20 protein-coding genes are annotated in these 18873 nt (G+C 57.0%); 12 read left to right on the top strand and 8 right to left on the bottom strand.

All coding sequences use genetic code 11. The features are described 5' to 3' along the window. The first annotated feature begins 69 nt into the window (after nucleotides 1-69). From miaA to N3G78_03110, 5 genes are read left to right on the top strand one after another with little or no spacing between them, the layout of a single operon-like run. Nucleotides 70-1023, top strand: coding sequence for a tRNA (adenosine(37)-N6)-dimethylallyltransferase MiaA (gene miaA, locus N3G78_03130; protein MCX8116912.1), 954 nt, complete (start codon nucleotides 70-72; stop codon nucleotides 1021-1023). Next, a complete protein-coding gene (hfq, locus tag N3G78_03125) occupies nucleotides 1020-1250 on the top strand; it encodes an RNA chaperone Hfq (GenBank protein MCX8116911.1) in 231 nt (76 codons plus the stop codon). Before miaA ends, hfq begins: the two co-directional genes overlap by 4 nt. Before the next feature lie 9 nt (nucleotides 1251-1259). Continuing rightward, on the top strand, nucleotides 1260-1838 hold the full coding sequence (scpB, locus tag N3G78_03120; protein ID MCX8116910.1) for an SMC-Scp complex subunit ScpB: 579 nt from the start codon (nucleotides 1260-1262) through the stop codon (nucleotides 1836-1838). Nucleotides 1839-1846: 8 nt separating this feature from the next. Continuing rightward, the gene (locus N3G78_03115) at nucleotides 1847-2593 is read left to right on the top strand and encodes an rRNA pseudouridine synthase (protein ID MCX8116909.1); all 747 of its coding nucleotides are present in this window, start codon (nucleotides 1847-1849) and stop codon (nucleotides 2591-2593) included. Nucleotides 2594-2599: 6 nt separating this feature from the next. Then, entirely contained in the window at nucleotides 2600-3172 is a 573-nt protein-coding gene (locus N3G78_03110) for a phosphatidate cytidylyltransferase (protein ID MCX8116908.1), read from the top strand. Here N3G78_03110 and N3G78_03105 read toward each other — a convergent pair. Then, nucleotides 3150-4025 carry a hypothetical protein gene (locus N3G78_03105; protein ID MCX8116907.1) on the bottom strand — a complete coding sequence of 292 codons (876 nt, stop codon included), beginning with the start codon at nucleotides 4023-4025 and terminating at the stop codon, nucleotides 3150-3152. The two genes, N3G78_03110 and N3G78_03105, sit on opposite strands and share 23 nt — an antisense overlap. 105 nt (nucleotides 4026-4130) lie before the next feature. Between N3G78_03105 and N3G78_03100 the strand changes: the two genes are divergently transcribed. From N3G78_03100 to N3G78_03085, 4 genes are all read left to right on the top strand, one after another. Continuing rightward, nucleotides 4131-4604 (top strand): YbaN family protein, encoded by a 474-nt coding sequence (locus N3G78_03100; GenBank protein MCX8116906.1) that lies wholly within the window; start codon nucleotides 4131-4133, stop codon nucleotides 4602-4604. Nucleotides 4605-4710: 106 nt separating this feature from the next. After that, nucleotides 4711-7179 carry a phosphoenolpyruvate synthase gene (gene ppsA / locus N3G78_03095; protein MCX8116905.1) on the top strand — a complete coding sequence of 823 codons (2469 nt, stop codon included), beginning with the start codon at nucleotides 4711-4713 and terminating at the stop codon, nucleotides 7177-7179. Nucleotides 7180-7250: 71 nt separating this feature from the next. Next, complete coding sequence (locus tag N3G78_03090) at nucleotides 7251-7832, top strand: epoxyqueuosine reductase QueH (protein MCX8116904.1); 582 nt, start codon at nucleotides 7251-7253, stop codon at nucleotides 7830-7832. Then, on the top strand, nucleotides 7833-8054 hold the full coding sequence (locus N3G78_03085) for a DUF2905 domain-containing protein (GenBank protein MCX8116903.1): 222 nt from the start codon (nucleotides 7833-7835) through the stop codon (nucleotides 8052-8054). 12 nt (nucleotides 8055-8066) lie between these two features. Here N3G78_03085 and ybgF read toward each other — a convergent pair whose 3' ends face one another. The 7 genes from ybgF to groES all read right to left on the bottom strand — a co-directional run bounded on the left by ybgF (nucleotide 8067) and on the right by groES (nucleotide 14850). After that, nucleotides 8067-9065, bottom strand: a complete 999-nt coding sequence (gene ybgF / locus N3G78_03080; protein MCX8116902.1) for a tol-pal system protein YbgF — start codon at nucleotides 9063-9065, stop codon at nucleotides 8067-8069. A 24-nt stretch (nucleotides 9066-9089) separates the two neighbouring features. Beyond that, a complete protein-coding gene (gene pal / locus N3G78_03075; GenBank protein ID MCX8116901.1) occupies nucleotides 9090-9740 on the bottom strand; it encodes a peptidoglycan-associated lipoprotein Pal in 651 nt (216 codons plus the stop codon). A 42-nt stretch (nucleotides 9741-9782) separates the two neighbouring features. Continuing rightward, nucleotides 9783-11096 carry a Tol-Pal system beta propeller repeat protein TolB gene (gene tolB / locus N3G78_03070; GenBank protein ID MCX8116900.1) on the bottom strand — a complete coding sequence of 438 codons (1314 nt, stop codon included), beginning with the start codon at nucleotides 11094-11096 and terminating at the stop codon, nucleotides 9783-9785. After that, complete coding sequence (locus N3G78_03065) at nucleotides 11097-11843, bottom strand: TonB family protein (protein MCX8116899.1); 747 nt, start codon at nucleotides 11841-11843, stop codon at nucleotides 11097-11099. Continuing rightward, nucleotides 11840-12772 carry a selenium metabolism-associated LysR family transcriptional regulator gene (locus N3G78_03060; GenBank protein ID MCX8116898.1) on the bottom strand — a complete coding sequence of 311 codons (933 nt, stop codon included), beginning with the start codon at nucleotides 12770-12772 and terminating at the stop codon, nucleotides 11840-11842. Before N3G78_03060 ends, N3G78_03065 begins: the two co-directional genes overlap by 4 nt. A gap of 111 nt (nucleotides 12773-12883) precedes the next feature. Continuing rightward, on the bottom strand, nucleotides 12884-14521 hold the full coding sequence (gene groL, locus N3G78_03055; GenBank protein MCX8116897.1) for a chaperonin GroEL: 1638 nt from the start codon (nucleotides 14519-14521) through the stop codon (nucleotides 12884-12886). Nucleotides 14522-14556: 35 nt separating this feature from the next. Further along, nucleotides 14557-14850, bottom strand: a complete 294-nt coding sequence (groES, locus tag N3G78_03050) for a co-chaperone GroES (GenBank protein MCX8116896.1) — start codon at nucleotides 14848-14850, stop codon at nucleotides 14557-14559. A gap of 451 nt (nucleotides 14851-15301) precedes the next feature. Between groES and N3G78_03045 the strand changes: the two genes are divergently transcribed. The 3 genes from N3G78_03045 (at nucleotide 15302) to N3G78_03035 (ending at nucleotide 18822) form a co-directional block, all read left to right on the top strand. Next, nucleotides 15302-16216 (top strand): hypothetical protein, encoded by a 915-nt coding sequence (locus N3G78_03045; protein MCX8116895.1) that lies wholly within the window; start codon nucleotides 15302-15304, stop codon nucleotides 16214-16216. 165 nt (nucleotides 16217-16381) lie between these two features. Then, nucleotides 16382-17332 (top strand): DUF362 domain-containing protein, encoded by a 951-nt coding sequence (locus tag N3G78_03040; protein ID MCX8116894.1) that lies wholly within the window; start codon nucleotides 16382-16384, stop codon nucleotides 17330-17332. Beyond that, nucleotides 17329-18822 (top strand): 4Fe-4S binding protein, encoded by a 1494-nt coding sequence (locus N3G78_03035; GenBank protein ID MCX8116893.1) that lies wholly within the window; start codon nucleotides 17329-17331, stop codon nucleotides 18820-18822. Before N3G78_03040 ends, N3G78_03035 begins: the two co-directional genes overlap by 4 nt. Nucleotides 18823-18873: the final 51 nt, after the last annotated feature.

Genomic DNA, 18873 nt, shown 5'->3' with positions numbered 1-18873 from the left:
ATCGAGGCCCCATTTCAAGGACCCCGGCCGGTTGCAGTGGCCCGTAGAATTCATTACAATCGACTCCGTATGGCCGACGATCAGGTCGAAACGAGACCTCGGGTAGTCATCCTCGCCGGGCCCACGGGAGTCGGAAAGTCAAAGCTGGCGATCGAGCTGGCTGAGACCTTCGGCGGAGAGATCCTCAATGCCGATTCCATGCAGGTCTACCGGTATATGGATATTGGCACGGCCAAACCGACGCTGGAGGAGAGGCGGGGGATCCCCCACCACCTGCTCGATCTGGTGACTCCGGATCAGCCCTTTCATGCGGAGCTCTATCGGAGGCTCGGAAGGAAGGTCATCGACGATCTCCACAGGAAGGGGACCCCGATCTTTGTCGTCGGTGGAACAGGTCTCTACTTGCGGGCCCTCACACAGGGGCTCTTTGCCAGTCCCAAGACCGATCCCCTTCTCAGGGAGAGGTTGAGGCAGGAGGCGATGGAGAAGGGGAGGGCCACCCTCTATCAAAGATTACAAGTCGTGGACCCGGAGGCGGCCTCTCAAATCCATCCCAACGACCTTATCCGAACCGTGAGGGCCCTGGAGGTTTATGAGACGACCGGCATCCCGATCTCATGGTATTGGAAGCAACACCGTTTCGGTGACCGACCCTATAAGACCTTGAAGATCGGCCTATGGATGGAACGGAAGGAACTCTACCGACGGATCGAGCAGCGCGTGGACCGGATGATCGCACTGGGACTGCTCGAGGAGGTCGAGGGGCTATTGAAGAGGGGCTACGGGCCTGAATTGAAGCCCATGAAGGGTCTGGGTTATAAACAGATGGTCCAGTTCCTTTTAAAAGAGCTGACGTGGGAGGAGGCCGTCGACCAGATGAAACGGGAGACCCGCCACTATGCCAGGAGGCAGTGGACCTGGTTCGGACACGATCCCGAGATGGTCTGGCGGGATGCTTCTGCCGAGGGGAAGCGAATTTTCGAAGAGGTGAAAGCTTTTTTGAGGGAGGGGGAACGACCGTGACGACGAAAAACCAGATCAATGTCCAGGATCAGTTTCTCAACAAAATACGTCGGGACCGAACGCAGGTGGTCATCGAGCTGACCACAGGGAGGAAGCTGGAGGGAATCATCTACGGATTCGACAACTTCTGCCTCATCCTCCGGGGGAAAGGGGACGAGTTGATTTATAAACACGCCATCTCTTCCATCACCACGGGCGAGAGGGTCGAGCTTCATGAACCGAGGTGAGATCCGGAGATGAACGGAACCGATATCCGACCGATTCTCGAAGCCTTCCTCTTCGTTTCCGATTCCCCCATCGCCCTCGATACCCTCTCCAAACTTCTTCCGGAGTGGAACGAGGAGGCGATCCTCCAAGGCCTGATGGAGATCAAGAAGGGGTGCGAGGCAGAGGATCGGGGCCTGGAGTTGGTCGAGGTGGCAGGGGGCTATCAATTGAGGACCAAGCCCCAGTGGGCCCAGTATGTCAGCCGGATGAAGAAGGCGAAGCCCGTAAAACTGAGCCAGTCCGCCCTGGAGACCCTGGCCATTATTGCCTATCGACAACCCATCATCCGACCCACGATCGAGAAGATCCGGGGGGTGGACTCGGGCTGGGTGATCCGCTCCTTGTTGGAGAAAGGATTAATCCGGATTGTCGGGAGGAAGGATATCCCCGGCCGGCCCCTTCTCTACGGCACCACCAAGACCTTTCTCGAACTCTTCGGCCTCAACAGCCTTTCGGACCTGCCCACCCTGAAGGAGATCGAACCGCCCCCTGAGCCTGAGGCCCCATTGGAGGAGGGGGGAGGTCCCCCTTTTCCAGCACAGGATTAAGAGGTCCTATGGGATTGGAGAGGATCCAGAAGGTGATCGCCCGCGCGGGAGTGGCTTCGAGACGGGAAGCCGAACAGATGATCCTCGAAGGGAGGGTCACCGTCAACGGAAAGGTCGTCGAACAATTGGGATTCAAGGTCGATCCCCTCAAGGACCATATCAAGGTCGATGGAAAGCGGTTACCTGCCCCGGAGCCCAAAGTGACCTTTCTCCTCTACAAACCGAAGGGTTACCTCTCCACGGTGAGAGACCCCGTGGGGAGACCCACGGTCATGGATCTGATGAAGGGGGTGAGGTGGAGGGTCTATCCCCTGGGCCGGCTCGATTTCGATGCCGAGGGGGTTCTCTTGATGACCAACGACGGAGAACTCTTTTACCGCCTTTCGCACCCTCGTTTTTCGATCCCGAGGACTTATTGGGCCAAGGTGGAGGGCATACCCAAGGAGAGGGACTTGATCCGTCTTCGGCGTGGCCTCCACCTCGAGGATGGCCCGGCAAAGGCCCTCTCCGTCCGGGTCCTTCGAAAGACCGAGAAGCACTGCTGGATCGAATCGGTGGTCACGGAAGGAAGGAATCACCTCATCAAAAGGATGTTTTTGGCGATCGGACACCCCGTCCTGAAGCTTAAGCGGGTGGCCTTCGGCCCGATCCAACTCGGAGATCTCTCCCCCGGTCAGTATCGGTTGCTGACCTCCGAGGAGCTGGGGAGGTTGAGGAGGGCGATTGGGGAGGGGAAGCGACGAGCGGGAGGATGATACGAAATGGTACCCGCCCTGGAGTTTAAGCGAAAGATGGTCCATCTGGGGACACTGGTCATCCCCGTGGGTTATGCCTTCACCTCCGAAAAGTTGGTTCTCTCCGTTCTCGTCCCGTTCTTTCTCCTCTATCTCCTCGTCGATCTCCTACGCCTGATCCATCCGGGTCTGGCCGGCCTGTTTCGAAGATACTTTGTGCGGAGGGTGCTGCGGGAGAAGGAGGAATTCACGCTCATGGGTTCGACCTATTTCCTCTTTGCCTCCCTCCTGACGATCCTCCTCTTTTCCAAACCGGTTGCCATCGCCAGTCTGTTGATCCTCATCCTTTCGGATACGGCCGCCGCCTTCGTGGGAAAAGGATTCGGCCGGGTCTTCCTTTGGGGGAAGACCCTGGAAGGAAGCATTGCTTTTTTGCTCTCCTCCCTCCTGATCGTCTGGCTCTATCCCGGACTCGACCGGCTCTCGGGGAGCCTGGCCGCCCTCGGATCGACCCTGGTCGAGATGCTTCCCCTTCCCTTCGATGACAATCTCACCATCCCTCTGGTGGCCGGTGCCATCATGTCCTTCGGAACGGGATGAGGGAGGGGACCTTTTCTGCCCAACGGAAGAGAAGATCGAGATCTCGCTCCGAAGCGACCTCCACCATCAGCGAATAGACTTTCAACTCCTTGAGGAGAAGGCTGAAGGGGCCCTCTGCCCTTCTTCCTATCGGAGGGCTGGAAAAGGGACGGAGGCCGAGGACAGGCCTTTCGAACTTTTTGATCAATTTGCAGGTCTCCTCGAAAGGGAGCCTCCCCTCGTCCTTGTGAATCGGGATCGCAAAGGCGGCCACGTCGAGGGGTTTGGCCTTTGGGAGGGCAAAGGGGGCCCATTCTCCCTGGTAAATCGGGGTCTTCCCTTTTTCTCGAATCGCCGAGACCATCGATCTCAAAAGATCGATCCTTCCCAAGCCCAAAAGCCAATCTCCGTATGGGCCTCCGATCAGGAGAAACGGGATCTCTTGCCTGAGAAAGGGGTGGAGGGCTTGGTCGAAAAGGGAGGGATCGAACCTCATCCGGTCGACCTCCTTCGGGGTTAAGACCTCGGCGCCGTTCTTTTCGAGGGGAAACTTTCTGACCAAAGAAGGGGGGGCCAGGCTTTTGGCGATGGTGGCAACCATCCGCGAGGCAAAGTGGGTGAGAGGTTTCCCCGTCAGCGAGACGCCCGATTCGGCCCCGATCTGACCGAAGCCCATCAAAAAATCGTCGCCGGTGGATTCCCTCAGGGCGACGAAGGATCGGAGATGGAGGGGGGTGGGGAGATGGAAACACCAGCCTCCTCTCTCATAGGCCTTTTCCATGAGAAGGGAGATCTTCTGGGGCTCTGAGGACCGAACCGAAAAGATGATTCGCTGGATCTTCTTCCGCTCGAGGAGGGCGATGGGCAGATGCATCGATCCTCATTCTATGACCTCTTCGAGATATTTTCAATCCGCCCGACCCTTCCTGTTGCCTTTTGCCAAAAAATTGATTAGCCTTTTTTAAAAAGGGTGACCGACATGGAACCAATCGGACAAGACCGGCCCCGACGCCTTCCGTGGGTCAGGCCATTCTTGGTGGGGTTGGGTACGTTCTTCGTCGGCCTCGGAATCGTCGGGATTTTTATCCCTGTTCTGCCCACCACCCCTTTCTTTCTCCTGGCAGCCGCCTGTTATGCGAGGAGTTCAGACCGGACTTACCATTGGCTTCTGAACCATCGGTGGTTTGGGAAGTATATCCGTGATTACCGAGAAGGGAGGGGAATCCCGAGGAGGGCCAAGGGGTTATCCATCGGCATGCTCTGGACGACGGTCCTCGTCTCCCTCCTGGTCCTCCCCCATCCGCTTCTGGTCAAGGTCCTTTTACTGGCCATCGCCTTGGGTGTCACGATCTACCTTCTCTCCCTTCCGACCTCCCCCGGAGGATCGGAAGGGGGCCTCCATGCCGACCCAAGGGCGTCCTCCAAACATCTTGACAAAGGGAGGGGGGGTTAGATAGATTGAACCATATCCTGCCTCGGCTGGCCAATGAAGAAGGCCACACCTGGTCAGCAGAGAATAAGATCAATAGAGAATCACATCAGACCGGAAGGAGTTGACCATGGGAGACCGACCCTATGTCGTCTGGTTCGACGAGATCGGAATGGAGGACCTTCCCCTGGTGGGCGGTAAGAACGCCTCCCTGGGCGAGATGAGGCGGGAGTTGAGCAAACTCGGGGTCAATATCCCCAATGGGTTTGCCGTGACGGTCCATGCCTATCACGACTTTCTGACCGAGGGGACGGTTCAAGAATGGCAGTATGTGATGAAGAAGCCCGGGGTGAGGGAAAACATCCAGGATATCCTCTCCGACCTCAATGTGGAGGACATGGAGAACCTCGCCGAGAGGGGAAGCAAGGTCCGCAGGCTCATCTACAGCCTCGAATTCCCACGAAGGATCGTGGAGGAGATCGTCAAGGCCTACCGGAAGTTGTGCAAGGAATATGGGGAGGACACGGATGTGGCGGTCCGGAGCAGCGCCACGGCCGAAGACCTGCCCACGGCCAGTTTTGCCGGACAGCAGGAGACCTACCTGAATATCCGGGGAGAATACGCCCTGATTCAGGCCTGCAAACGATGTTTTGCCTCCCTTTTCACCAACCGGGCCATCTCCTACCGGGCCCATCGGGGGTTCGATCACTTCCAGGTGGGCCTCTCGATCGGGGTCCAGAAGATGGTCCGTTCGGACAAGGCCTGTTCAGGAGTGATGTTCACCATGGACACCGAATCGGGGTTTCCCCACGTGGTCTACATCACCGGCTCCTATGGACTGGGAGAGAACATCGTCCAGGGCGTGATCAACCCTGACGAATTCTATGTCTTCAAACCTTGCCTGACCAAGCCCTACAAGCCCATCATCCAGAAGACGTTGGGGACGAAGGAGATCAAGATGGTCTACGCGATGGAGGGGGAAGGCTCCACGAAGAACGTCCCGGTCTCCCTTCTGGAAAGGGCGAGATTCATCCTCGAAGACGACGAGATCATTCAACTCGCCCGGTGGGGGGTCCTCATCGAGGAGCACTATTCGAAGAAGGCAGGCCAATACACCCCGATGGACATCGAATGGGCGAAGGACGGCCTCACGGAAGAGCTCTTCATCCTCCAGGCGCGGCCGGAGACGGTCAAATCTCAGCGAAATCGGAATGTCCTGGAGACCTATATCCTGAAGGAGAGGGGGCGGGTCCTCGTGCAGGGCCGCAGTGTGGGAGAGAAGATCGGGGCGGGTCCCATCCATGTGCTGACGAACGTGAAGGAGATCGATCAGTTTAAAAAAGGCGAGATCCTGGTCACCCAGATGACCGACCCGGATTGGGAGCCGATCATGAAGATCGCCGCGGGGATCGTCACCGACCGGGGGGGCCGAACCTGCCATGCGGCCATCATCAGCCGGGAGCTTGGCATTCCCTGTGTGGTGGGGACGGGGAACGGAAGCGAAGTCCTCAAAGAATACCGGACCGCCACGGTCTGCTGCTCCGAAGGAGAGACGGGCCTGGTCTTCGAAGGGATTCTCGACTATGAAATAAAACGCTTCGACATGGAGCAGATGGAGAGGCCCCAGACCCGGATCATGATGAACGTGGGCGATCCGGACAATGCCTTCCATCTCTCCTTCATCCCGAATGACGGGGTCGGACTGGCCAGGCTCGAATTTATCATCAACAACTTCATCCGGATTCATCCGATGGCCTTGGTCCGCTTCGACTCCCTCACCGATGAGCATCTCAAACGGGAGATCGAGCAGTTGACCGTGGGATACGAGGACAAAAAGGCCTTCTTCATCGATAAGCTGGCTCAGGGCGTGGCCAAGATCGCCGCGGCTTTCTATCCCAAGGACGTGATCGTTCGGATGAGCGATTTCAAGACGAACGAATATGCCAATCTCATCGGAGGCAGCCAGTTCGAGCCCGTGGAGGACAACCCCATGATCGGCTTTCGAGGGGCGTCTCGGTATTACGACGAGGATTATCAGGAGGGGTTCGGCCTCGAATGTCTGGCCATGAAGAAGGTCCGAGACGAGATGGGGCTGACCAATGTAAAGCTGATGATCCCCTTCTGCAGGACCGTGGACGAGGGGAGGCTGGTGGTCGCCGAAATGCGGAAATACGGGCTCATCCAGGGGCGAAACCAACTGGAGATCTATATGATGGCCGAGGTGCCGAGCAACGTGATCCTCGCCGACGAATTCAGCGAGATCTTCGACGGCTTCTCCATCGGATCGAACGACCTCACCCAGCTCGTCCTGGGTCTGGACCGGGATTCGGAAAAGGTGGCCAGGCTCTTCGACGAGAGGGACCCGGCGGTCAAAAGGATGGTGCAGCTCATGATCGAAAAGGCGAAGAAGCATGGGAAAAAGATCGGCATCTGTGGGCAGGCCCCGAGCGACTATCCGGAGTTCGCCGAATTTTTGGTCCGATGCGGGATCGATAGCATCTCCCTCAACCCCGATACGGTGATCAAGACGACCGAACGGATCCTCCAGGTCGAAAAGGAGCTCGGGATCCCGAGAAGAAGGGAGGTTCCGGAGGCCTGAACCCAGGCCGAAGGGAGAGGAGGTCGGAAGTCGGACTGGGAGGGTGGACTTCGAAAGGAACCGGAGAGGGGATGAGAATTCTTCTCCATATCTGCTGTGCCAACTGCGCCATCTTCCCGATCGAGGCGATCCGGGATAGGGGGGATGAGGTCACCGGTTACTTCTTCAATCCCAACATCCACCCCTATCAGGAATACCGGAGACGTCTGGAGGCCCTCAAAGCATATTCGGAACGCGGCCGGATCGAGGTGATCTATCGGGACGAATATCTCCTTGAAGAGTTTTTAAAGGGGGTGGCCCACCGTTTCAAGGAGCGATGCCATTTCTGCTATACCTTCCGCCTCGAGGCCACAGCCCGAGAGGCGCTTAAGGGGGGATACGACCGTTTTTCTACGACCCTGCTTCAGAGCATTCATCAAGATCACCAGCAGATCAGGGAGATCGGGGAGAGGGTCGGCAGGGGGGTTGGGATCCCCTTCCATTATGAGGATTATCGGCGGGGATGGAAGAGGGGGCTTGAAATGTCGCGGGCCCTCGGATTGTATCGCCAGTCCTATTGCGGGTGCATCTACAGCGAGAAGGAACGGTTTATGGGGAGGGTTCCCCTGAAAGAATCCCCAGGAGGCCAAAAAGACCGAAAGGAGGTGAGTTGAATGTTCGGATCCGATGCCTTGGGGAAGATCCTTCTTCTGGTCGGCGTCTTGATCGCCCTCACGGGCCTACTCCTCATGGTGGGGGATAAGATCCCCTGGATCGGGAGACTTCCGGGAGACATCCTGATCAAGAAGGAGCGATTCACCTTCTACTTCCCCTTAACGACCTCCATCCTCATCAGTCTCCTGTTGACGCTCCTCTTCACCCTCTTCCGGAAGTGATCCGGTTTTCCCTCACTTGATCAGATCGATTCTCTTTCTGGCGGTTTCCGCCTGTTCGGTCTGGGGGTATCGCTCGATCACCCTTCGGAGGAGGCTTCGGGCATTGCCCTTGTCGCCCAATTCGAGAAAGGCGAGCCCCTGTTTAAGCAGGGCGGAGGGGACCTTGTCGCCTTCCGGATACCGGGCGATCACCTTCTCATATTCGAGAATCGCCTTCTCATAATCCTTCTTAAGGTAGTAGGTCTCACCGATCCAGAACTGGGCGTTGTCCGAAAGATCCGTGTTGGGATAGGTCTTGAGAAAGGCCTCGAACTTCCTCCTGGCCCCTTCGAGGTCTCCTTTCTGAAAGGTTTCGTAGGCCTCTTTATATAATGCGGCAGGGGTGGTGGAAATGGCCCTGGGTTCGGCCATAGACTCTCTGGAGGGGATTGCGCTTTCCAGTTCGGTCAACTTCGCCTCCACCCCCTTGAGCCGGTCCTCGGTCGCCCTCTCCACCCCTTTCAACCGCTCCTCGTAAATTCGATTTCTCTCCTCCAAAGCCCGATTCCTCTCCTCGAGGGACCGGGTCCGCTCCTCGAAGGCCTTCCCCTTCTCTTCCAAGATCCTCAGGCGGACTTCGGTATCCTCCCTCATCCGGGCGATCTCCTTCGACGGCGTCCTGAGATACTGTTTGTACTCGTCCACGCCTGTGGAGAGGGTCCGAAGTTCCGTTTGGAGGGTTTCGAGGCGCAACAGGAGGTCGGCCCGGGTCTTCTGGTGTTCGGCCTGTTGGGCCATTTGATTCGTTTCGGTCTCTCTCTTGAGGGTCGACAGGTCGGCCCGGAGAGCCTCGAGTTCCCGCTTCATCTCTCTTTTGACCGCCTCATTCTCCTTCTGGAGTTGCACCAGTTGCCCATCGAGCCTCTGGATCTCTCGGTCCAGCATCCGAATATCCCCTGGGGTGGCACACCCGGACAGAAGGACGTAGAGTCCAAGGATCCCGATCCCTATCTTTCCCTCCAGCCTGCCCATCGCTCCCTCCTCAGCGTCCTGTTCCTATTTGGCGATGATGACGAACTGGGCTCTGCGATTTTTGGACCAGGCCTCTTCATTGTGTCCTGGGTCGAGGGGCCTTTCCTCGCCATAACTGATCGTCGTCATGCGGTCTGCCGCGATGCCAAGAGAGATGAGGTACTTCTTTGTGCTGTTGGCTCGCCTCTCCCCGAGGGCGAGATTGTATTCTTCCGTGCCCCTCTCATCGCAATGGCCCTCGATCTGGATTTTTACCGAAGGGAACCTTTTTAAGACCTCGGCGTTCTGCTTCAGGATCTCCGCATCCTGGGGCCGGATATCGTATTTGTCAAAGTCGAAGTGAATCATTTTGAGCATGCTGCTTTCGAAGACCACCCCTTCGATGCCGGGAGTCTTCCTGGGGACCAGGCTCTTTTCGAATTCCCTGCGGGCCTGCTCCTCCCTCTCCTTGGCCTTGGCCGCCTCCATCTCTCTCCGCTCTTTCTCTTTCAGTTCCCTCTCTTTGGCCTCCTTCGCCTCTCTCTCCTTGGCGGCACGTTCGGCTTCCACCTTGGCGGCCTCGCGCTGAGCCACCGAGGGCTCATCCTTCATCACCGTTTTTTTGGGACAGCCGAAGAGGAGTAATCCAAGGAAGAGGACGAAGAGCGTGGGGATTGCGTAGGGTTTGGGCTTCATAGTCGACCTCCTTCTGAATCAATTTCCTACGAGGGCCCCTTTCTATTCCGGCCGGCTGGACCAGGCCGGGCTTGATTCCCCGCCCTTGGAAGGCGTCAGGGGCCTCTGATTCGACCCATTGGCATTCATGATGAAGATCTTTGACCCTCCAAGGCGGTTGGAGGCGAAGGCGATGTATCGTCCGTCCGGCGACCAGCAAGGGCTTTCGTTGTTCGTTCCATCTGGGGTCAATTTTTTTAGTCCGGACCCGTCCACGCCGATCGTGAAGATGTGGAAATGTCCACCGACCCTTCCGCAATAGGCGATCTGCTCTCCTTTGGGCGACCAGGATGGGCTCACATTGTAATTCCCTTCGAAGGTGAGGCGCCGGACGTTCGACCCGTCTGCTGACATGATGTAGATCTGGGGGGAGCCCGAACGATCCGACGAGAAGACGATCTCCCGGCCATCGGGAGACCACCTCGGAGTGGATTCATTCCCGTGGCCACTGGTGAGCCTCTTCGGATTCGTCCCGTTGGCATCGATGAGGTAAATGTCAGACTTTCCCTCCTTTCCCAGCATGAGGGCGATTCGTTTGCCATCGGGTGACCAGGAGGGAGAGGCGTTGAGCCCTGGAAACGAAGAGAGGATCTGCATCTGTTTTCGTTGGAGATCAAACAGATAGAGGTCCGGGTTTCGTTTAAGATAGGAGGTGAAGGCGATCTTCTGGCCATCGGGAGACCAGGCCGGGGAGAGGTTGATCGACTGGTTTTGAGTCACCGGTCTCACATTGGCCCCATCAAAATCGGCCACATAGATCTCCCGGCTCTCCCCATGCCGCATCACATAGGCGATCTTCGTCTGGTGGACCCCTCTCTCCCCGGTCAGATGGAAGATCGTTTCATCCACGACTCGATGGACCATATTTCTCAGATGCTGCAGGGGTCCGCTAAGATGTTTTCCTGCGAGGTGTTTTCGCTCGACCAGGTCGATCAAATGGAATTTCATTTGGAGGTGGAGGCCTTCTCCCTCGAAGAGGACCTCGCCTCCGAGGAGGATTTCGCCCCTTGTGACCGCCCACTCGTTGAGGGAGAGCATGCTGGGGATCCCCTCCCTGTCCTTGAGATGAACAGGGAGGAGGGGGTGGTCGATCACCCTGAAGAATCCGGAGAGTTTGAGGTTCTCGACCAGAACCTCATAGATTTTGGCCGTGATGGGAGAGGGGGTTCGGTCCAGGGATTTCCATTGGGGGAGGACGATCGGGATCTGGACAAAGGCCGGGGCGTTGATGTCGAGGTAGACCCTCGCCCAGGCCGAGGCGTTCATCGCCAGGAGGAGGCACAACGAGAGGGCAAGGGTTCGGATCATCTTGGTCATCTAATCAGGGATAAAGCGGATGCCGACCTCCAGGGTTTCGAGATCCAGTTCTTTCGGTATGGGAGGGAGGGGGTCCGCTTTGATAATCGCTCTCATCGCCATTTGATCATAGAGGGAATTGCCCGACCTCTTCTCAAACCATGCCCTTCGAACCCTGCCCTCTCTGTCTATTATTATGACAATAATCGTTTCTAAGTCAATCCCTTCCCGGAGGAGCGGTTCGGGGATGGTCCAGGAGGACTTGATCCTCGCCCATATCCAGCCGTAGTATTCGTTCAATTTCGATTGCCTTGGAACCCCCGAGAGAGAGGGAGAAGGCGCTATGGGAGAGGTCGCGGATGGCTGGGGAGAAGGGATGGGCACGGGCGGAGGGGCTGCCTCCCTCTTTTCCACCCTTTTTTGGATGGCATCGAGGGCCGCTTGTTTTCGGATCTCCTCCATGGCCTTCTCGAGTCGCTCAAGGACTTCCCTGTTCTCCTCCCTCTTCTTCACCTTTTCGACGATCTCTCCTTTGCTCGGTTTGGAGACAGGTCTGGTCCTCTCGTGGGAAGGGGTTCTGAGCTCGTCGGGGAGCGGGGTCGAGGTAGGAGCCAGGGGGAGAGGCTCAGCCAGGGTCACAGGCATGAGCATCACCGTGTAGGCTGTAGGAGGGGGCTGGAGGGAGGAAGGCCACGGATTCAGGCTGAGGAGCACCGCCACAAGGGAGTGGCAGAGCAGGGAGATGCCCAACGAAACGAGCCAGCTCATTTCGATGCAAAATCCTTTCGGTTTTTCTTGAGAAAGCGTAGAAAGGCCGTTGCCAAGGGAGAGAGGGTCCTTCCACGAATTGAGACGATATAGATGGGCCGAAGAACGGGGTCGATACCGTCCATATCGATCTTGGAAAGGTTTCCCCTGGCCAATTCCTCTTCCACTGCCCTCTTCGAGATGAAGGCCAACCCAAGACCCGCTTTGACCCCCTCCTTAATGGCCGAGGTGCTCCCCATCTGCATTACCTCATGGAACTGTTTCAAGCTCCTTCCCTTCCTCTTGAGCGCGCTTTCCACCGCCATCCGTGTTCCTGACCCTTCTTCCCGGAGGATCCAGGGTTCTCTCATCAAGGCGTCCATCTTGATATTTTTTTGGCGAGACCAGGGAGAGTGTGGGGGGCCGATGACGATGATTTCATCCTCGGCGAAGGTTTCAAATTGGAGGGAAGGGTGTTTTGCCTTCGCTCCTACCAGACCGAATTCGACCCCCCCATCGAGGAGGTTTTTGACGATCTCCCGGGTATCGGCGATCTTGACCGAAACGGTTAAGGAGGGGTAGATTTCTTTAAATTCCCTTAAGATCCCCGGCAGGAGATATTCTCCGGGGATGGTGCTTGCCCCGAGGTTGAGCTCCCCCCGGAGCCCCTCCGAAAATTCGCTCAGGGCATTGAGCAGTTCCTTTTTCGTGGTGAGGAGTTTCGTGGCAAACCGGTAAAGGATCTCCCCGGCCTTTGTCAATTGAACCCCTCTCCGGTTCCGGTCGAGCAATCGGAGGGAGAGAGATTTTTCAAGGGTGAGGATGTGGCCGCTCACCGTGGGCTGGGTGAGGTAGAGTGCCTCGGCCGCCTTCGAGAAGCTCTTCAGGGTGGCGACCCGACAGAAGGTCTCGAGATGCCGGAAATCGATCGGCAGGTGGGCCCCTTCCATGCCAGAAACATCTTACCTCTCTTTCCCGACAAATGCAAATAACCCTTACAAAAAGAGACGGCCTGGAGTCGTTCCAGGCCGTCCTCGGTTCTTCCCATGGCGGCTAAGCGTTTAATACATGTCTCCCATGCCGCCCATGCCGCCTCCAGGAGGCATCGAAGGATACTGGGGTTTCTTTTCGGGTTTCTCGGCGACGACCGCTTCGGTGGTGATCATCAACGAGGCGACGGAGGCCGCATTCTGGAGGGCCAGTCGGACGACCTTGGTCGGATCGATGATCCCCGCCTTGATCATGTCCGTATACTCCTCCGTGGCCGCATCGAAGCCGAAGGCGCCTTTTTCGTTCTTCACCTTCTCGGTGACCACAGACCCTTCCTGCCCTGCGTTATTGGCGATCTGACGGATGGGTTCTTCCAGGGCCTTTTTGATAATGTCGACGCCGATCTTCTTGTCTCCCTCGACCTTCAGTTTCTCCAGGGCGGGGATGCAGCGAAGATAGGCCACCCCTCCACCAGGGACGATCCCCTCTTCGACCGCCGCCCGAGTGGCATTGAGGGCGTCCTCTACGCGGGCTTTCTTCTCCTTCATCTCCGTCTCGGTGGCGGCCCCCACGTTGATCACCGCCACACCGCCGATGATCTTGGCCAGCCGCTCCTGGAGCTTCTCCCGATCGTAATCCGAGGTGGTTTCCTCGATCTGAACTCGGATCTGTTTGACCCGGGCCTCGATGTCGTCTTTATCGCCTGCGCCGTCCACGATCGTCGTGTTGTCCTTGTCGACGACGATGCGCTTGGCCCGACCCAGATCGGTCAGTTTGACGTTCTCGAGCTTGATTCCGAGGTCTTCGGAGATCACCCTCCCGCCCGTGAGGATGGCGATGTCCTCTAACATGGCCTTTCGGCGATCACCGAACCCGGGGGCCTTCACGGCACAGCACTTCAGCGTTCCCCTCAATTTGTTGACGACCAGCGTCGCCAACGCCTCTCCCTCCACATCCTCGGCGATGATCAGGAGGGGTTTGCCCATCTTGGCGATCTGTTCCAGGATGGGCAGGAGGTCCTTCATGCTCGAGATCTTCTTCTCGTTGAGGAGGATATAGGCATCTTCCAGGACCGCTTCCATCTTCTCCGGGTCGGTGACGAAGTAGGGGGAGAGATAGCCGCGGTCGAACTGCATCCCCTCGACCACCTCGAGGGTCGTCTCCATCCCCTTGGCCTCCTCGACCGTGATGACCCCTTCTTTTCCGACTTTGTTCATCGCCTCCGCGATGATTTCGCCGATGGTCTCGTCATTGTTCGCGGAGATCTTTCCGACCTGGGAGATCTCTTTCTGGTCCTTCGTCGGTTTGCTCAATTTTTTTAGCTCCTTCACAACCTCTTCGACGGCCAGGTCGATCCCTCTCTTCACATCCATCGGATTGGCCCCGGCCGCGACGACCTTCGAACCCTCCCGGTAGATGGCTTGGGCCAAAACGGTCGCCGTGGTCGTTCCGTCGCCAGCGGTGTCCGAGGTTTTGCTGGCCACCTCCTTCACCATCTGGGCTCCCATGTTTTCGAATTTGTCCTCCAGTTCAATCTCCTTGGCCACGGTCACGCCGTCTTTGGTGACGACCGGCGATCCGAAGGATTTCTCCAGGATCACGTTTCGGCCCTTCGGACCCAGGGTCACCTTGACCGCATCGGCCAGAATATTGACGCCCCGCAGGATGGCGTTGCGGGCTTCCTGACTGTATTTCAATTCTTTTCCCATGTCATGTCCTCCGTTTCTTTCAGATTGGATTGGGGCTACTTCTCTTCGATGATGCCCAGGATATCGTCCTCTCTCATGATGAGATGTTCTTCGCCCTCGATCTTCACTTCAGTCCCTGCGTATTTTCCAAAAAGGATCCGGTCTCCGACTTTCACATCCAGGGGGATTACCTTACCGTCTTCAGTGACCTTGCCCTTGCCGACGGCGATCACCTTCCCTTCCTGGGGCTTCTCCTTGGCGGTGTCGGGGATGATGATCCCGCCCTTGGTCTTCTCCTCTTCCTCAAGCCTTTTGACGATGACTCTGTCCTGTAATGGCCTAATCTTCATCTTTCGGTTCTCCTTTCTTATTGAGAATTAAACGGGTCAGAAATTTTGAAGGAACGGTCGACGGGCCGAGCACCACCTCCTCAAAAACATTAAAAATTTTCAATAATTAAGCTTCTCATTTCCTCCAAGGGGATCGAGGGGGCAAAATCAGCCATAAAACTGCCCAATAGGTAATCATCCTTTGATTTATTGTCAAGGTCAAACTTTCAGGAACCGGCCTTCCGAGAGGGAGGCTGATCTGAGGTTGAAAAATCGGAAGGGATTCCTACATAATAGATCCATTAGGGTTAAGCCTTTAATGGTTCGAGGTTTTCCTATGCTCCAGGCCTTTCTTCTGTTTTTGACTTTTCTCGGGCTCCTTGGATTCGGTAGCCTCCCTTCCCATGCAGGGGTTCTTAAGAGACCCCTCGTTTTTCAACACTTGACGCAGAGGGAGGGCCTTTCAAGCAATATGGTCCTCTCGATCGGGGTCCAAGGGGACGAGGTCTGGTTCGGAACTTATGAAGGGGGGGCCACGCTCTATGAAAAATCGAAGAAGAGTTTTAAACATTACACCACCAAAGGGGAGCCGGTGGTGAAGGTCGATGATGGGGAGAGCATCCGGTGGAAGAATCATCTTGCCTATAATCATGTCTCGGTCATCGCGATCGATACAGACCGGATCTGGTTCGGCACGTACTTTTACGGTTTTGGGGGAGGCGGGATCTCCTACTACCACCCGAAGAAGAACCCACCCTGGAAGACCTTTAACACCAATAACGGAAGGGCAAAGAAGATCAATGCGATGGGGGTGGATGGAAATCTCCTCTGGGTGGGTTCGGAAAAAGGCCTCTCCCTTCTGGAGAAGTCGACCGAAGAGTGGAAGCAGTTCTATTCCACCCGGGACGGCCTTTCAGGAAATTTTGTCAACTCGATCTTGGTCGACCAAGACTTCCTTTGGATCGCCACCAACGGAGGGGTCAGCAGGCTTCAGAAGGCGAAGAAGTTCTGGAAAAGTTATACAGAGAAAGAGGGCTTGGTTGATGTCGAGATTAAGGCCTTGGCCAAGGTGGGTTCGAGGATCTGGGCCGGAGGGGCGGGTGGTGGCCTTTATGAATATGACCCCTCTTCGGATCGTTGGAGGCGAATCGATCCAACCGACCCCTTGAGACAAGGCGCGGTCCATTTCATCACCGGGGTCCGAGAGAAGGTCATCATCTGTCGGGACAACGGCGTGAGCGTCCATGACCTTCCAACCCGGCAATGGGACGCCATCACCGCAGGCGATGGTCTTCTAAGCAATACGGTTTTTTATAGTGCTGAGGATAAAGAGGGCATCTGGTTCGGGACGGACCGGGGGGCCTCGTTTCTCAGCCTCAAACCCTGACATCAAGGACCATCGCTTTTGAGGTGGGGCTTGGTCCAACGTCCTCGGTCTTCGAACCGGGCCTAAGGGGCCGAGGATTGAAAGAAATGACCTGGGGACGAAACCCATTCCCCCTATTGGGCAGAGGACTCCACTTCCCTCGGGCTTTGAAAAAAGGAGATTAGGATGGCCGATTCTTCAGGAAGAAAGTTGACCAGGAGAGAGTTTCTAAAGGGAGCGACTGCGATCGCCGCCACCCCCATGGTCATGGGGTCTCTCCCTTTTTACGGGAGCCTCGCCCATGCCTCGGCCGATGCTGACCTCGTGATCGCGAAGAACGGGACGCCGGCCCAGCTCCTACGGGCGGCCATGGCCCCCTTGGGAGGGATGGGGCGGTTCGTGAAGAAGGGGCAGAGGGTGGTGATCAAGGCCAACATCGCCTGGGCCAGGACGCCGGAGCAGGCCTGCACAAACAATCCCGACCTCCTTTATGCGCTGGTGAAGATGTGCTACGAGGCGGGAGCCAAACGGGTCGCGGTCTGGGACCATACCTGCGATAATTACCAGTTTGCCTTTACCCGCTCAGGGTTGAAGGAGGCCGGGCAGAGGGCTGGGGCGGACGTCCTCTCAGGCCATGGCCGGAATGTCTATAAAAATGTGGATATCCCCAAGGCGAAGAAGTTGAAGACGGCCGAGGTCTTGATCGACGTCCTTGAAGCCGACGTCTTTATCAACTTCCCCATTCCCAAACATCACTTTGCCACGGAAGTCACCCTCGGCATGAAGAACTTGATGGGGATCGCCTGGGACATGGAGATCATGCACAAGATCGATCTTCACCAGTGCATTGCCGATATCAGCACCGTTCGGAAGCCCGACCTGACCATCGTCGATGCCATCCGGATTTTGACCACCAACGGACCCAAGGGGCCAGGGAAGACGGAGGATCCTAACGAGGTGGTCGCAGCCACCGACATGGTGGCGGCCGATGCCTACGCCGCGGCCTATTTTAAAAATCCCAAAACCGGAAAACCCTTTACACCCGGGGAGATCAAGTTCATCAAGTTGGGCTACGAAGCGGGACTGGGCGAGATCGATCTCTCGAAAGTCCGGGTGAAAAGGGTCAGCGCCACATGAACCGTTGGATCGCCCTGGCGAGGAGGTCGGTTCAAGCCCTCTCCTTCCTCTTTCTCCTCTATCTTGTCCTCAAGACGGCCTTTCCCCTGGAGATTGGGATCCCGGTCGACCTCTACCTTCGCCTCGACCCCTTCATCGCCCTCATCTCAACCCTGAGCCACAAGGGGGTCATCGAAAGGATGATTCCGGCTTTCGGGGTCCTTCTCCTCATGGCGGTCGTCGGAAACTTCTTCTGCGGGTGGTTCTGCCCCATGGGCGCGGTGATCGACTTCTTCGATCGGGTCCTCTTCAGGGAGAGGAAACGGACCCAACCCTTCGAGGACGGGATGCTCCGCAGGTTGCGATACGGCGTGTTCATCTTCTCCATCGTTGCCGGATGGATGGCCTTTCAGGTGATGTACCTCGTCGACCCCATCAGCCTCATCACCCGGACCCTGATCATCTCCTTTTACCCTCCGGCCGTCTACCTCTACAATCAACTCCTCCCTCAGATTCAGCAACTTCTGCCGAGGAATTCCCTCCTCGCCTCGACGATTCCCCTGCCCATCTTCAAGGTCAACCTCTTCATCTTCCTCTTCTTCGTCACCCTCCTCGGCCTCGGCATGATCCGAAAGCGATTCTGGTGCCGTTATCTCTGTCCCTTGGGGACCCTTTTCTCGATCACCTCAAGGCTCCGGATCCTCAAACGGACCGTGACGGAGGGTTGTACCCAGTGTCAGAAATGCGTCCGGGAATGTCCCGTAGGGGTCATCCCGGCGAAGGCGCCCAGAACCTATCGCCACCCGGATTGTATCACCTGTCTTAACTGTCTCGACTGCCCTCCCAAAGCGGTCTCCTTCCATATTCGCCTCCCAAAATGGAAGAGCGTGGAAGGGGTCGATCTCTCAAGGCGCTACGTCCTGGGATCCTTCGCCTTTGGCCTGACCACCGCCCTGATGATCAAGACCAATCCCCTCCAGACGGAGAGCGGGATAAGGAATAACCGCCTGATCCGACCTCCAGGGGCCCTCCCGGAGGAGGCCTTCGTCGCTGTCTGCACGGGGTGTGGCGAGTGTTTGAAGGTCTGTCCCAACAATGCCCTCCAATCGACCTTCTTGGAGGCAGGCCTTGCCGGGCTTTACACCCCGAGGCTGGTCCCCCGGATAGGGTACTGCGAAGAGTTCTGCAACTTCTGCGGAAGGGTCTGCCCCACCGAGGCCATCCGACCCCTGACGATCGAGGAGAAGAGGCTCACCCAGGTCGGCGTGGCCCACATCGACAAGACCCGATGCATCGCCTGGGATACGGATAAGATCTGCCTGGTCTGCAACGAGCAGTGCTCCTATCACGCCATCGTGGGCGACGAGAAGAAGCGGCCGATCGTGAAGGAGGAGAGGTGCACGGGCTGCGGGATCTGCGAAAATAAGTGTCCCGTCGATGGAGAATCGGCCATCGTGGTATACTCCTCCGGCCTCCAGAAGAAGCTGAAACCCGAGAACGCCAACTCCTGAGAGCCTGCCTTCCGCTTTCTCCCTCCCTTGGTTTTGTTTTAAAATAACCTC

The sequence above is a fragment of the Thermodesulfobacteriota bacterium genome (assembly GCA_026415035.1).
In the GTDB taxonomy this organism is placed as follows: Bacteria; Desulfobacterota; BSN033; order BSN033; family UBA1163; genus RBG-16-49-23.
Note: the sequence above shows the minus strand (reverse complement) of the source record. Positions and strands in the feature narration are given on the sequence as shown.

Coding starts and splice junctions, on each gene's coding strand:
- miaA (MCX8116912.1), top strand. CDS start 70: ATGGCCGACGATCAGGTCGAAACGAGACCTCGGGTAGTCATCCTCGCC.
- scpB (MCX8116910.1), top strand. CDS start 1,260: ATGAACGGAACCGATATCCGACCGATTCTCGAAGCCTTCCTCTTCGTT.
- N3G78_03115 (MCX8116909.1), top strand. CDS start 1,847: ATGGGATTGGAGAGGATCCAGAAGGTGATCGCCCGCGCGGGAGTGGCT.
- N3G78_03110 (MCX8116908.1), top strand. CDS start 2,600: ATGGTACCCGCCCTGGAGTTTAAGCGAAAGATGGTCCATCTGGGGACA.
- N3G78_03105 (MCX8116907.1), bottom strand. CDS start 4,025: ATGCATCTGCCCATCGCCCTCCTCGAGCGGAAGAAGATCCAGCGAATC.
- N3G78_03100 (MCX8116906.1), top strand. CDS start 4,131: ATGGAACCAATCGGACAAGACCGGCCCCGACGCCTTCCGTGGGTCAGG.
- ppsA (MCX8116905.1), top strand. CDS start 4,711: ATGGGAGACCGACCCTATGTCGTCTGGTTCGACGAGATCGGAATGGAG.
- N3G78_03090 (MCX8116904.1), top strand. CDS start 7,251: ATGAGAATTCTTCTCCATATCTGCTGTGCCAACTGCGCCATCTTCCCG.
- N3G78_03085 (MCX8116903.1), top strand. CDS start 7,833: ATGTTCGGATCCGATGCCTTGGGGAAGATCCTTCTTCTGGTCGGCGTC.
- ybgF (MCX8116902.1), bottom strand. CDS start 9,065: ATGGGCAGGCTGGAGGGAAAGATAGGGATCGGGATCCTTGGACTCTAC.
- pal (MCX8116901.1), bottom strand. CDS start 9,740: ATGAAGCCCAAACCCTACGCAATCCCCACGCTCTTCGTCCTCTTCCTT.
- tolB (MCX8116900.1), bottom strand. CDS start 11,096: ATGACCAAGATGATCCGAACCCTTGCCCTCTCGTTGTGCCTCCTCCTG.
- N3G78_03065 (MCX8116899.1), bottom strand. CDS start 11,843: ATGAGCTGGCTCGTTTCGTTGGGCATCTCCCTGCTCTGCCACTCCCTT.
- N3G78_03060 (MCX8116898.1), bottom strand. CDS start 12,772: ATGGAAGGGGCCCACCTGCCGATCGATTTCCGGCATCTCGAGACCTTC.
- groL (MCX8116897.1), bottom strand. CDS start 14,521: ATGGGAAAAGAATTGAAATACAGTCAGGAAGCCCGCAACGCCATCCTG.
- groES (MCX8116896.1), bottom strand. CDS start 14,850: ATGAAGATTAGGCCATTACAGGACAGAGTCATCGTCAAAAGGCTTGAG.
- N3G78_03045 (MCX8116895.1), top strand. CDS start 15,302: ATGGTCCTCTCGATCGGGGTCCAAGGGGACGAGGTCTGGTTCGGAACT.
- N3G78_03040 (MCX8116894.1), top strand. CDS start 16,382: ATGGCCGATTCTTCAGGAAGAAAGTTGACCAGGAGAGAGTTTCTAAAG.
- N3G78_03035 (MCX8116893.1), top strand. CDS start 17,329: ATGAACCGTTGGATCGCCCTGGCGAGGAGGTCGGTTCAAGCCCTCTCC.